This window comes from Cellulomonas marina (genome assembly GCF_900111925.1).
GTDB classification, from domain to species: Bacteria; Actinomycetota; Actinomycetes; order Actinomycetales; family Cellulomonadaceae; genus Cellulomonas; species Cellulomonas marina.
Map to the genome: position 1 here is coordinate 51,023 of NZ_FOKA01000020.1, position 13,144 is coordinate 64,166.

Annotated in this window: 11 protein-coding genes and 1 pseudogene; all 12 read right to left on the minus strand. The window is 75.4% G+C overall.

Translation table 11 applies throughout. The features are described 5' to 3' along the window. Positions 1 to 56 precede the first annotated feature (56 nt). Positions 57 to 470: a chemotaxis protein CheW gene (locus BM048_RS16475; protein WP_090034779.1), complete on the minus strand. Its 414-nt coding sequence runs from the start codon at positions 468 to 470 to the stop codon at positions 57 to 59. Beyond that, on the minus strand, positions 467 to 3,028 hold the full coding sequence (locus tag BM048_RS16480) for a chemotaxis protein CheW (RefSeq protein ID WP_090034782.1): 2,562 nt from the start codon (positions 3,026 to 3,028) through the stop codon (positions 467 to 469). Before BM048_RS16480 ends, BM048_RS16475 begins: the two co-directional genes overlap by 4 nt. A gap of 144 nt (positions 3,029 to 3,172) precedes the next feature. Next, complete coding sequence (locus BM048_RS16485; RefSeq protein WP_090034784.1) at positions 3,173 to 4,825, minus strand: methyl-accepting chemotaxis protein; 1,653 nt, start codon at positions 4,823 to 4,825, stop codon at positions 3,173 to 3,175. Continuing rightward, positions 4,822 to 5,418, minus strand: a complete 597-nt coding sequence (locus tag BM048_RS18990; RefSeq protein ID WP_275407359.1) for a substrate-binding domain-containing protein — start codon at positions 5,416 to 5,418, stop codon at positions 4,822 to 4,824. The genes BM048_RS16485 and BM048_RS18990 overlap by 4 nt, the downstream gene beginning before the upstream one ends. Before the next feature lie 113 nt (positions 5,419 to 5,531). Next, positions 5,532 to 5,816, minus strand: a pseudogene (locus BM048_RS18995) (substrate-binding domain-containing protein); the annotation flags it as partial. A gap of 321 nt (positions 5,817 to 6,137) precedes the next feature. Beyond that, a complete protein-coding gene (gene csrA / locus BM048_RS16495; RefSeq protein WP_090034786.1) occupies positions 6,138 to 6,473 on the minus strand; it encodes a carbon storage regulator CsrA in 336 nt (111 codons plus the stop codon). A gap of 48 nt (positions 6,474 to 6,521) precedes the next feature. Further along, positions 6,522 to 7,790 (minus strand): hypothetical protein, encoded by a 1,269-nt coding sequence (locus BM048_RS16500; protein WP_090034788.1) that lies wholly within the window; start codon positions 7,788 to 7,790, stop codon positions 6,522 to 6,524. After that, on the minus strand, positions 7,768 to 9,825 hold the full coding sequence (locus tag BM048_RS16505) for a flagellar biosynthesis protein FlhA (protein ID WP_090034790.1): 2,058 nt from the start codon (positions 9,823 to 9,825) through the stop codon (positions 7,768 to 7,770). Before BM048_RS16505 ends, BM048_RS16500 begins: the two co-directional genes overlap by 23 nt. Before the next feature lie 10 nt (positions 9,826 to 9,835). Then, positions 9,836 to 11,179, minus strand: a complete 1,344-nt coding sequence (locus BM048_RS16510) for an EscU/YscU/HrcU family type III secretion system export apparatus switch protein (protein WP_239079050.1) — start codon at positions 11,177 to 11,179, stop codon at positions 9,836 to 9,838. Next, positions 11,176 to 12,072: a flagellar biosynthetic protein FliR gene (locus BM048_RS16515; RefSeq protein WP_308439556.1), complete on the minus strand. Its 897-nt coding sequence runs from the start codon at positions 12,070 to 12,072 to the stop codon at positions 11,176 to 11,178. Before BM048_RS16515 ends, BM048_RS16510 begins: the two co-directional genes overlap by 4 nt. 1 nt (position 12,073) lies before the next feature. Further along, a complete protein-coding gene (gene fliQ / locus BM048_RS16520) occupies positions 12,074 to 12,346 on the minus strand; it encodes a flagellar biosynthesis protein FliQ (protein WP_090034792.1) in 273 nt (90 codons plus the stop codon). A 1-nt stretch (position 12,347) separates the two neighbouring features. Continuing rightward, the gene (gene fliP, locus BM048_RS16525) at positions 12,348 to 13,136 is read right to left on the minus strand and encodes a flagellar type III secretion system pore protein FliP (protein WP_090034820.1); all 789 of its coding nucleotides are present in this window, start codon (positions 13,134 to 13,136) and stop codon (positions 12,348 to 12,350) included. Positions 13,137 to 13,144 lie beyond the last annotated feature (8 nt).

Consider the following 13,144-nt stretch of genomic DNA (forward strand, 5'->3'; position numbering starts at 1 on the left):
CCCGGGGCCGTCGTGGTGGTGCAGGTCGTGCGAGGGGGTGGCGCGAGGTGCTCGCGTCAGGCCGCGGCCTCGTCGACGTCGAGGACGAGGAGCAGACGGTTCTCCAGCTTGTGGGCGCCGAGGATGAGCTGGCGCACCTCGCCGGTGAGGGTGTCGGGCGGGGACTCGAAGGACCCGGGGCCCACCTCGACGACCTCGCCGATCTCGTCGACGAGCAGGCTGACGGGCTCGCCGTCGACCTGCACGACGACCATCATCGGCTCGACGTCGCCCTCGCGGGGCGGCATCTCCAGCCGCGTCCGCAGGTCGATGGTGAGGACCACCTGACCGCGGAGGTTGACCAGGCCGGCGACGGTCGCCGGCGCCAGCGGCACCTGCGTGCGCGTGTGCGAGCGCAGGGCCTCCAGCACCCGGGTCACGTCGACGCCGTACAGGTTCGGCCCCAGCGTGAAGGTGACGTACTGGCTCATCGGAGGGCTCCCGCCATGGCGTAGGTCTCGTCGGAGATGGTGGCGTCGTAGAAGGCCGCGTCCGCGGCCAGGATCGCCTGGCGCACGTCGAGCAGCTCGGTCACGCGCCCGCCGAGGACGGTGGAGCCGACGAGGCCCGTGTCCTCGATGTCGGAGTGCCGGGCCACGACGTCGTCGACGATGTCGACGATCTCGTGCACGACGAGCCCGACGCTGCGGTTGCCGTGGCTGTAGACGACGACGAGCAGCTCGGCCGCCTCCTCCTCGCCGTAGGCGCCCAGCACCCGGTCGAGCCGGGCCAGCGGCAGGATGGTCCCGCGGTACTGGACCACCTCGCGCCCGCCGACGAGCTCCACGTCCTGCAGCTGCACGTGCTCCAGGCGGGCCACGGACGCGAGCGGCATGGCCACCCGGCGGCCGCCGCCGATGCCGGCGACGAGCACCTGCTCGACCTCGCTCGTCGCGGCCGCGTCGGCCAGCGCCCGGCGCTGCGCCTCGTCGGCCAGCGCGTCGGCCTCCCCCGCCAGGCTGCGCCGGGCGATGGACTGCACGTCGAGGATGAGCGCGACGCGCCCGTCGCCGAGGACGGTGGCGCCGGCGTAGATGCCGATGGACTTCAGGCGGGCCGACAGCGGCTTGACGACGATCTCCTCGGTGGAGAGGACCTTGTCGACGAGCAGGCCGAACCGCCGGCCGTCGGCCTGCATGACGGCGACGACCGCACCCTCGCCCTCGTCGTCGCCCGCACCACCCGTACCGCCGGCGGGGGCCGCCGGGAGCTGGAGGACGGACGCGAGCGAGACCAGCGGGAGCAGCTCCCCGCGCAGCCGGTAGACCGGCGAGGAGTGCACGAACTCGATGCCGGACTGGTCGCGCTGGCCGTCGATCGCCACGAGCTCGAGCAGGTTGACCTGCGGGACCGCGTAGACGTCGCCCGAGCAGACGACCGTGAGGGTCGGCATGATCGCCAGCGTCAGCGGGATGCGCAGACGCCAGACCGTGCCCTGGCCGACGGTCGACTCGACCTCGACGGTGCCGCCGGTCGCCTCGATCTTCGTCCGCACGACGTCCATGCCGACGCCGCGGCCGGAGACCTTCGTGACGGCCTCGGCCGTGGAGAAGCCGGGCAGGAACAGCAGCTGCAGCAGGTCGGCCTGGCCGAGGCCGGCCACCTGCTCCGGCGTGCGCAGGCCCTTGCGGACCGCGGCCGCCGCGACCTTGTCGGGGTCGATGCCGCGTCCGTCGTCGGCCACCTCGACGACCACCTGGCCACCGGCGTGGTAGGCCCGCAGCGCCAGCGTGCCGCGCGGGGTCTTGCCGGCGGCGACGCGGTCGGCGGGCGGCTCGATGCCGTGGTCGACCGCGTTGCGGACGAGGTGGGTCAGCGGGTCCTTGACGGCCTCGAGCAGCCCACGGTCGAGCTCGGTGTCGCCACCGACCATCTCGAGCTGCACCTCGCGCTGGCAGGCGGCGGCGAGGTCGCGGACGATCCGCGGCATCTTCGACCACACGTGCTCGATGGGCTGCATGCGCGTCTTCATGACGCCCTCCTGCAGCTCCGCGGCGATGAGGTTGAGGCGCTGCGCGGACCGGGTGAGCTCCGGCTCGTCGGTGCCCTGCGCGAGGCGGCTGATCTGGTTGCGGGCCAGCACGAGCTCGCCGACCTGACGCATGAGGGCGTCGAGGACCTCGACGTCCACCCGGATCGACGTCTCCGCGGCACCGCGCAGGCCGGGGCCGGCCTCCTCGGGAGCGGGCTCGGCCGCGGGTGCGGCCGGGGCCGGGGCCGGCACAGGGGCCGGCGCAGGGGCCGGCGCAGGAGCCGGGGCCGGCACGTCCTCGGCCGCGTGCCGCTGCGCGGGCACGGTCGGCACGCCGGGGCCTGCGGGGCCCCCGGTGGCCGGCGCCGGGGCGGCGACGGGCTCGTCGAGCAGCGTGGCCACGGCCGAGCCGCCCTCCTCGCCGTCGGGACCGCCGGCCGGGTCGCCGTCGGCAGCACCCGCGGCACGGGCGGCGCCGACCTTGCGGGCGACGACCTTGCGGGCGGGCTTGCGCGCCGGCCCCGCCGCCTCGGCCTGCGCGGCCGGCTCGGCGACCGGCTCGGCGGCCTCCTCCGCGACCGGCGCGGCGGCGGGCGCCTCCGCGGCGGGCGCCGCAGCCGTGGCACCCGGGACGTCCGCGCGGACGGCCTCGATCGCGGCGATCGTCGCGTCGATCTCCACGGAGCCCTCGGACCCCGAGCCCTCGATCGCGCCGAGGATGTCGCGCACGGAGTCCGTCAGCGCCAGCAGCACGTCCGTGGTGCGCTGGTCCATGGACCGGCGCCCGTCCCGCAGCTCCACGAGGAGGTTCTCCCCCGCGTGCGTCACGCGCTCGAGCCGCGAGAAGGCCAGGAAGCCGCTCGTGCCCTTGATCGTGTGGATCGTGCGGAAGATGCTGCTCAGGAGCTGGCGCGACCCGGGCGACTCCTCGAGCGCGACGAGGTCGCGGTCGAGCTGGTCCAGGTTCTCGTAGCTCTCGACCAGGAACTCCCGGACGATGTCGTCGATGTCTCCCACCGGGTCCTCCCCCGTCGGGGTTCGTCCCCGACTGCCTCTCGTCCCATCGGTCGGCCGCCCGGCGCCGTGAGGCGTCCGTCGGCCGGCTGTCGTGCCGTCCCCCGTGCGGCCCTGGTGGGCCACGGGGCGGGGGACGGCACCGCGTCAGAAGGTGAACGCGCGCACCCGTGCGGTGAGGTCGGCGGCGAGCGTCGACAGCTCGCCGACCTGCACCTCGACCTCGTCGACGACGCGGCTGCTCGCGCCCGCGGCCTCCGCGACCGCGCCAACCGTCCGGGCGATCTCGCCCGAGCCCTCCGCGGCCTCCGCCACACCCCGCGACATCTCCGAGGTGGTGGCCGTCTGCTCCTCCACCGCCGCGGCGATCGTCGTCTGGTAGTCGTTGATCGAGGCGATGATGTGCTCGATCTCGCCGATCGCCACGACCGCGCCCGCGGTGTCCTGCTGGATGGCCTCGACGCGGCGGGCGATGTCGTCCGTCGCGCGCGCGGTCTCCTGCGCGAGCTCCTTGACCTCCCCGGCGACGACGGCGAAGCCCTTGCCGGCCTCGCCGGCACGCGCGGCCTCGATCGTGGCGTTGAGGGCGAGCAGGTTCGTCTGCTCGGCGATCTGCGTGATGGTGCGGACCACGACGCCGATCTCCTGGCTCGACACCCCGAGGCGCGCCACCTGCTCGTTCGTCCGGTCGGCCACGTCCGTCGCCTGGGCGGCGACGGCCGCGGCGGCGGCGGCGTTCTGCGCGATCTCGCGGATGCTCGTGCCCATCTGCTCCGAACCGGCCGCGACGGCACCGACGTTGCGGGACACGGCCTCGGCGGTGCCGGCGACGAGGTCCGCCCGGCGGCTGGCCTCGTGCGTCGCGCCGGCCGCGCGGGCGTTGGCGCTCGTGAGCCGGTCGGCGGCGCCCGACACGCCCTCGGACGTCCGGACGACGGCGGTCAGCGTGTCGCGCAGCGCGGCCTGGGCGCGGGTGAGGGCGGCGGCCATGCGGCCTGCCTCGTCGCCGGAGTCCACGGGCACCTCGCGCGTGAGGTCGCCCTCCGCGAGCGCGACGAGCGCGCCCTCGACGGTCCGCATCGCGGCCGTCACCCGGCGCACGACGAGCACCGCGACGACGACGGACGCCGACGCGCCCACGACGAACGCCGCGAGCAGCGCGAGGATCGTCGCGCGGACCTCGGCGCGCCCGGCGGTGAGGATGGACTCCACCTCGGCGTCGACCTGGCCCTGCGCCAGCTGGAGCGCGCGGCCGGCGCTGTCGGGGTCGGCCGCCACGTCGGCGCGCACGGCGGCCGCGAGGGCGTCGACGTCTCCGGCCTCGACCAGCGGCAGGAGCACCGCGTCGCGGTAGCCGGTCCACGCGTCCCACCGGGTGAGGAAGTCCTGCCACTGCGGCGTCCCGGACTGGGGGAAGGCCGAGATCGTGCTGATCTGCTCGGCCACGTCCCCGTCGACCCACGCCAGGTCGGTGAGGAGCTGGGCGCGGACGGACTCGTCGGGGGCCGTGGCGGCGCGCTGCACGAGGAGGTGGCTGCGCGCCTGCGCGGACCGGAGCTCCGCCATCGCGGCCTGGAGCTCCGAGGTCAGGCGGGACATCTCCTGCAGGTGGCCGCCGGCGCGGGACAGCGCGAGGGCGCCGGACCCGCCGACGAGGGTGAAGACGAGCAGGAGCAGGCCCACCGCGGCGCCGAGCTTCGTGGCGACGGGCCGGTCCCAGAACCAGCGGGCGCGGCCGCGGGACCCCGTGCGCGGGGCGGCGGTCGGGCGCGGGGTCGGGGTCGTCGTCGTGGCGCTCACGCGCCCACCTCCTCGGCGGTGTGGTAGCCGCCGTCGACGAGGACGGCCAGCAGGTTGTCCGCCGTGACGAGCTGCGGCGTCAGCAGGTAGGCGGGGACGACGCCCGCGCCGTTGTCGTAGGAGGTCGTGTCGTTGACCTCGGGGTCGCGGTCCGCCAGGAGGTCGCGCGTCATCTGCACCGCGACCTCCGCGAGCTGCCGGGTGTCCTTGTAGACGGTCGAGTACTGCTCGCCGTCGAGGATGGCGCGCGCGCTGGCGACCTCCGCGTCCTGGCCGGTGACGACCGGCAGGGCCGGGCCGTCCCCGCCGTAGCCGAGCGTCGTCCGGACGGCGTCGAGCACCGCGACGGAGATGCCGTCGTAGGGCGACAGGACGCCGTCGAGGTGGCGGCCGCCCGTGTAGGCGGCGGCGAGGCTGCCGGTGAAGCGGTCGGCGGCGGTCTTCGCGTCCCAGGCCGGCGTCGCGGCCGCCTCGAAGGTCGTCTGCCCGGAGGGGACGACGAGCACCCCGGCGTCGAACCAGGGCTGCAGCACGCCCATCGCGCCGTCCCAGAAGACCCCCGCGTTGTTGTCGTCGGGCGACCCGGCGAACAGCTCGACGGCGAAGGGGCCGCGCGCGCCGGTGGGCTCGCCGGCGCGTCGAGGACGCCGAGGCCCTGCAGCAGGGACGTCGCCTGCTGCACGCCGACGCGGTGGTTGTCGAAGGACGCGTAGGCGCGGATCGCGTCGGTGCCGCGGATGAGCCGGTCGTAGGAGACGACCTCGACGCCGGCGTCCGCCGCGTCGCCGAGGACGTCGGCCAGGACCGTGCCGTCCACGGCCCCGACGACGAGCGCGTCGGCGCCCGCCTCGAGCATGGCGGCGATCTGGTCGGCCTGCGCCGCCGGGTCGTTCTCCGCGTACTCCAGCGCCACGCGGTAGCCGAGCGACGTGAGCTGCGCGCGGAGGTTGTCGCCGTCCGCGATCCAGCGCTCCGACGTCGTGGTCGGCATCGCGACGCCGACGAGCGGCGCCTCGGGCGCCGGCTGGAGCACCGCGGGCAGCGCGCAGCCGCCCGTCGAGGCCGCCGTCGCCGCCAGCAGCAGCGCCACCAGGACCCGTCGCCGCCCCGGTCGTCGCCCCGGTCGTCGCGCGGCCGGCGCCGCGCCGCTCGGATCCCGTCCCGTCGTGCCGACGGGCACCCGTCGTCCCGTCCCCTGACCGTCTCGCACGCCGCACCCCTCTCAGCGGCGGGGCTCACCCCCGCCGTCACCAGGGGATCGGCAGGCGCGGTGACGAGGTGAAGGTCCTGCTGGGGAACGTTCTCCCCGGTGTCAGCGGCCGTCCGCGGCGGGCGCCCCGGGGGCGGGTGCCGCGTCGGCTCCGCCGTCGTCGGCGACCGCGTCGTCAGCAGCCGTGCCGTCGGCCTCGGGCTGCGGGCGTCGCGCAGGGGCCAGGGCGCGCAGGGCGGCGGCGGTGGCGTCGTCGGCGGCACCGGCGTCGACGTTGGCGGCCGTCACCGCCTCGAGGACCTCGGCCCGGTGCACGCGCACCTCGCGCGGGGCGTCGATGCCCAGCCGGACCCCGTCCCCGCGCACCTCGATGACGGTCACGACGATGCCGTCTCCGATGAGGAGTCGCTCACCGACGCGGCGGCTGAGGACGAGCATGCGGTGACCCTACCTGCTCGTCCCCCGCCCGACCGGGGATCGCGCACGTCACGACGGCGGCGGCCCGTCCAGCACGGGCCCGAGGGCCTCGCCGAGCGCCGCCGCCCACGCCACCGGCGAGCACGGCACGCCGTCCATGAGCGCGATCGGCAGCCCCAGGTCGAGGACCGTCCCCGGGTCCCCCGTCTCGAAGACCCCGCGGGCGGCGACCGCGTCGAAGGCCCGCGGGTCGCCCGCCGCCACCTCCTCGATCCACCGGACGGAGTCGCGGGGCTTGCGCCGCGCGTCCACCACGGCCCACGTGGCGTCCGGACGCAGGGCGCGCAGCATGCGCGTCGTCTCGGCGCGCGCGCCGGGCTCCTCCCCCACGCCGAGCGCGACGACCCACGCGTGCCCGCGCGAGGTGGCCGAGCCGCGCCAGGCGGTCGCCGACGAGGGCGCCGCCAGGACGCGACCGCCCGCGCGCACGGGCCCCGACGCGGTCCGGCCCGCCAGGACGAGCGCCGACGGCCCCGCCCCCAGCCGCTCGACGAGCACGTGCGCGACGGCCAGCACGTCGTCGGGCGCACCGACGAGGACGTGCACCGCGCCGGGCGTGCGGGGCGCCGGCGGGGCGGCCGGGATGCGCGCGACCACCGCCGCGAGGCTCGCGTCGCCCTCGCCGACGAGCGCCGCCGGCACGCCGATCGCGCGCAGCCCGCGGCGCAGCGGCTCGCCGCCGGCCACGACGCCGCCGGCGGCACCGGTGAGCAGGTCGTCGACCGGGGTCCGCGGCCCGGGCAGGCCGGAGGCACCGGCGTCACCGCTGACGGGCGTCGCGGGCAGGCCCGGGGTGAAGAGGTCGACCGGTCCGGTCGGCTCCGCGTCCGGCACCTCGTCGGCCAGAGCCTGCACCTGGGCGAGGACGGCGTCGAAACCGGTGGAGCCGGGCTCGGGACCGAGGTCGGGCCCCTCCGCTGCCGGGGCCAGGCCCTCACCCGCGAGGGCACCCGGCCCACCGACGCCCGTCGCCCCGCGGGGCGTCGGCACGCCGGCGGCGGGCTCGTCGCCCGCCTCGAACCCGAGGTCCGCGGCGTCCGCCGCCTCGAGCATCTGCTCCAGCGTGGCCGCGGCCGGGCGCGGGCGCGGCCGGCGCCGCGCGGGCCGCTCGGGGACGTCCACGGTGATCTCGAAGGACTCCTTGGCGAAGAAGCCCGCGAACCCGCCCGTGCGCACCCGCTCGGCGCGCACGATCCGCGCGTCGGGGCCGAACTCGGCGCGCACCTGCGCGATGAGGTCCGCGACGTCGGGGCCCTCACGCAGCAATCGCGTGGCCACTGCTCACCACCCCCACCGTCTCGATGGTCATGCCGGCGCCGGTCACCTCGGCGTAGGACAGCACGGGCAGGCGGGGCAGCCCCAGCTCGACGAGGCGGTGCAGCGCCGGGCGGATCGCCGGGGCGCAGACCAGGACCACGCTGCGGCCCTCCGCCTCCGCGCGCCCGGCCGCGTGCCGGAGCTGGCTGAGCAGGGAGTCCATGCGCTGCGGGTCCAGCAGGAGCTGGGTGCCCGCCTCGCCCGGACGGAGCTGCTCGAGCAGGTGCTGCTCCAGCAGCGGCTCGAGGGTGAGCACCCGCAGGACGCCGTCCTGGGCGTGCGCCGCCGTGAGCGCGGGCCCGAGCGCGACGCGCGCCGACTCGACGAGGCCCTCGACGTCCGTGCCGACCTTCGCGCGCAGCGACAGCGCCTCGTAGATGCGCGCCAGGTCGCGGATCGGCACCTCCTCGGCCAGCAGGCCCTGCAGGACGCGCTGCACCTCGCCCAGGGTGAGCACGCCCGGGACGAGCTCCTCCACCACCGAGGGGTTGACGCGCTTGAGCGCCTCCGTGAGCTGGCGGACGTCCTCACGGCCCAGCAGGCGGGCGGCGTTCTGCGTGACGAGCGAGCCGAGGTGCGTGATGAGGACGGACACGCGGTCGACGACGGTGGCGCCGTGCAGCTCGGCCGCGTGCCGCATCTCGGCCGGCACCCACTTGCCGGGCAGGCCGAAGACCGGCTCCGTGACCGCGGTGCCGGGCAGCGCCGCCAGGTCGTCGCCGAGCGCGAGGACCTGGCCCTGCGGCGCCTGGCCGCGCCCCACCTCGACCCCGGCGATCTTCACGACGTAGGTGGCCCGCGGCAGGTCCACGCTGTCGCGGGTGCGCACGGGCGGCACGACGATGCCGAGCTCGAGCGCGACCTTGCGGCGCAGGCCACGGACGCGGGCCAGCAGGTCCTGCTCGGGCCCGGTGCCGACGAGGTCGACGAGGTCCGGCGCCAGCAGGACCTCCAGCGTGTGCACGCGCATCTGCTCGATGAGCTGCTCGGGCGTGTCCGACGCAGGTGCGGCGGCGGGCACGACCGCCTCGGCGGCGGCCGCGGCGGCGGTGCGTGCCTCGGAGGCCTTGATCCGCTGGGAGGCGACGAGGAGCGACGCGCCGACGAGCACGAACGGCAGCTTCGGCATCGACGGCAGCAGCGCGAGGCCGATGGCCGCCACGCCCGCGATCTGCAGGGCCTGGCGGGACTGCCCGAGCTGCTTGGCGGCCACGGACCCCATGTCGCCCTCGGCGGTCGCGCGGGTGACGACGATGCCGGTGGACACCGACAGCAGCAGGGCGGGGATCTGCGTGACGAGGCCGTCGCCGACCGACAGGACGGAGAACTTCTGCACGGACTCCGAGGCCGACATCCCCATCTGGGCCATGCCGATGACGAACCCGCCGAGCAGGTTGATCGCCGTGATGACGATGCCGGCGATGGCGTCGCCCTTGACGAACTTCGAGCCGCCGTCCATGGCGCCGTAGAAGTCGGCCTCCGCGGAGATGTCGGCGCGGCGGCGGCGGGCCGTCTCCTCGTCGATGAGGCCGGAGTTGAGGTCGGCGTCGATGGCCATCTGCTTGCCCGGCATGGCGTCGAGGGTGAAGCGCGCGCCCACCTCCGCCACGCGCCCGGCGCCGTTGGTGATGACGACGAACTGGATGACGACGAGGATGAGGAAGATCACCAGGCCGATGACGAGCGACCCGCCGACGACGAAGTGGCCGAACGCCTCGATGACGTGGCCGGCGAACCCGTCGCGCAGCACGAGCCGGGTCGAGGCGACGTTGAGCCCGAGCCGGAACAGCGTGAACACGAGGATCAGCGACGGGAAGACGGAGAAGTCCAGCGGCCGCTTGACGTACATGCTCGTGAGGAGGATGACGAGCGACGCCGTGATGTTCACGGCGATGAGCAGGTCGAGCAGCGGGTACGGCAGCGGCACGACCAGCAGCAGGACGATCGCGACGACCCCCGCGGGGACGGCCATCTGCGCGACGTTCCTGTTCTTCATCGGGTCTCCCTCACACGCTGCTCGCCCGCACGGCGACGGCGCCGGTGGGCCCGTCGTCCCCGGTTCTCTCGGCACCTGCGGCGCCCGGGTTGAGCCGATCGGGTGAGGTCGTCGCCGCAGCGCTCATACCGGTGCTCGTCGCGGGTCTCGTGTCGGGGGCCGTCACGGGGCTCGTCACGGGGCTCGTCCCGGGGCTGGCGCCGGGGTCCGCCGCCGGACGTGCGGGGCGACGGGCCGTGCGGGCGCGGGCGCGGTGCGCGGCCGGCGTCTCCTCGGCGACGAGCGAGCCGCCCGGGACCCGGTGCTGCCCGGCGGCCGCACCGCGGCGCCGCAGTGTCATGACGAAGGCGAGCACGCGGGCCACGGCGGTGAACAGGTACTCGGGCACCTCGTGGCCCAGCTCGCAGGCGGCGTGCAGCGCGCGTGCCAGGGGCACGTCCTCGACCATCGGCACGCGGTGCTCGCCGGCGACCGCGCGCATGCGGGCCGCCACGGCGCCCGACCCCTTCGCGACGACGCGCGGCGCACCCTTGCCGGGCTCGTAGCGCAGCGCCACGGCCACGTGCGTGGGGTTGACCAGGACGACGTCGGCGTCGGCAACGGCCGCCATCATGCGGTTGCGGCTCATCGCCATCTGCCGCGAGCGGATGGCGTTCTTGATGAGCGGGTCGCCCTCGGCGGACTTGCTCTCCTCCTTGATCTCCTGCTTGCTCATCCGCGTCTGCTTGCGGTTGCGCCGCACGGTGACGACGACGTCGAGCGCCGCGAGGAGCAGGCCCGCGGCGACGCCGGTCCGCAGGAGGGTGCCCGTGCCCTCGCCGGCCAGGCGCAGGACCTCGGACATCGGCAGGGAGCCCGAGGCGACGAGCACCGGTGCGAGCCCCTTGATCGCCACGAACATGACGAGGCCGACGACCGCGGTCTTCAGCAGCGTCTTGAGCCCCTGCCACATCGTCTGCGGCCCGACGAGCCGCATGACGGCGGTCTTGGGCTTGAGGTGGTCGACGTGCAGCCGGAGCGGCGTGAAGCGCCAACCGCCCTGCGCGACGCCGACGACGAGGGCGGTCAGCGCCACGACCGCCAGCAGCGGGGTGACGGTCGTGACGACGGACGCGAGGCCGTCCCCGAGCAGGCGCACGACGACCTGGGGGTCGGGGTCGGCGCCGACGGCGGTGACCTGCAGGAGCTGGTCGCGGGCGGCGTCACGCCCGCGCGTGACCACCGACGGCAGCACGACGAGGCCGGCGCCGAGCACGACCCAGGTGGAGACGTCCTGCGAGCGGCCGAGCTGCCCCTTGCGGCGCAGCTCCTTCATCCGCTTCGGGGTGGCCTTCTCGGTCTTCTCCCCGCTCACGGTGCAATCCCTCCCATGAGCCCGAGGCCGTCCTCGGTGAGCGCCTCGACGACCCCGGGCAGCGCGAGGTACGCGAAGGAGCCGACGACGAGCGTGAGCAGCACCTTGAGCGGGAAGCCCATCGCGAAGGCGTTGAGCGCCGGCGCCACGCGGGTGAGCAGCCCGAGGCCGACGTCGGCGAGGAAGAGCACGACCACGAGCGGCCCGGCGATCTGCACGGCCGCGACGACCATCTGCGCGAGGCCGTCGGTGAGGGTGGAGGCGGTGCGCGCCCAGTCGAGGCCGGTGTCGAGGGGCAGGGCGTCGAAGGAGCGGACGAGCCCGCCGAGCACCAGCTGGTACCCGTCGCCGACGAAGAGCAGCGTCATCGCGGTGAGCTGGTAGAACCGCTGGATGGGACCCGCGAGGCTCGCGCTCAGCGGGTCGTAGGCCGCGGCGCCCTGGAAGCCGCCGAGCAGGTCGACCAGCGCGCCCGCGGACTGCACCGCCGCGAAGACGAGGGAGACGGCGAACCCGAGGGCCGCCCCGACGACGGCCTGCAGGACGAGGGCGAGCAGGAACGCGGCGGTCCCGTCGTCGCCGAGGGGCTCGAGCCGCGGCCGGAGCGCGAGGGCGACGCCGAGCGCGAGGGCCACCTTGACGGTCCCGGGCACGCCCTTCTGCGCGAAGGGCGGCGCGAGGACGAGGAAGGCCGCCACCCGGACGCTCGCCAGCAGCGTCGTCGTCAGCTCCGTCATCGCGACGGTGACGTCGATGCCGCCGGCGGGGTCCGTCACGGCCTCGACGCCCTTGGCCGCCACGAGCGGCAGCTGGGCGGGCAGCGAGGCGGGCAGCTGGGCGGGCAGCGTGACGGGCAGCGAGCCGGCGAGCACCAGGTCCGCGAGGACCGGCACGTCAGCCCCCGACGAGGGTCGGCACGGACGCCCAGAGCGCCTCCGTGAACGACACGAGCTCGGCGATCATCCAGTGCCCCGTGAGCACGAGCGCGAGGGCGCAGGCGACGGCCTTCGGGACGAAGCTCAGGGTGACCTCCTGGATCTGCGTCACCGACTGGACGAGCGAGATCGTGAAGCCCACGACGAGCGAGGTGATGAGCACGGGGGCGGCCAGCTTGGCGGTCACCCACAGGGCCTGGCTGCCCAGGTGCAGGACGGTGGCGGTGTCCACGTCAGCCTCCGGTTCCGGTGTAGGACCCGACGAGGGAGGTGATGACCAGCCCCCACCCGTCGACGAGGACGAACAGCAGGAGCTTGAACGGCAGGGAGACCGTCACCGGCGGCAGCATCATCATGCCGAGCGCCATCAGGGAGGAGCTCACGACCAGGTCGATGACCAGGAACGGGATGAAGACGACGAAGCCCATGATGAACGCCGCGCGCAGCTCGGAGAGCATGAAGGCGGGCACGAGCGTCGTGAACGGCACCGCTGCCGCGTTCTCCGGGTTCTCCAGGTCGGCGGCGCGGGTCATGAGGGCGATGTCGGCCTCCCGCGTGTGCTCGAGCATGAAGGCCTGCAGGGGCACCCGGCCCTGCTCGACCGCGGCCGAGAAGGTCAGCTGCCCGTCGAGGTAGGGCTGCAGGCCGGTGGTGTTGATGTCGCCGAGCACCGGCGCCATGACGAACAGCGACAGGAACAGCGCGAGGCCGGCGAGGACCTGGTTCGGCGGGACGCCCTGCAGGCCGAGCGCGTTCCGCGTCATGGCCAGGACGACGAAGATCTTCGTGAAGCTCGTCGTCATGAGCAGCAGCGCCGGCGCGACGGACAGCAGGGTGATCCCGAGCAGGACCACGATCGAGCTGCTCGGCGTCCCGTTGACGCCGTTCACGCCGACGGTGACCGAGTCCCCGAGCGAGGCGCCGTCGGGGGCGCCGGGCGCGGTGGGCGGCGTCGGGGCCGTCACGGCGGGCACGGTGACGGGCACGGTGGCGGGCAGGGCGGCGGGCAGGGCGGCGGGCAGGGCGGCGG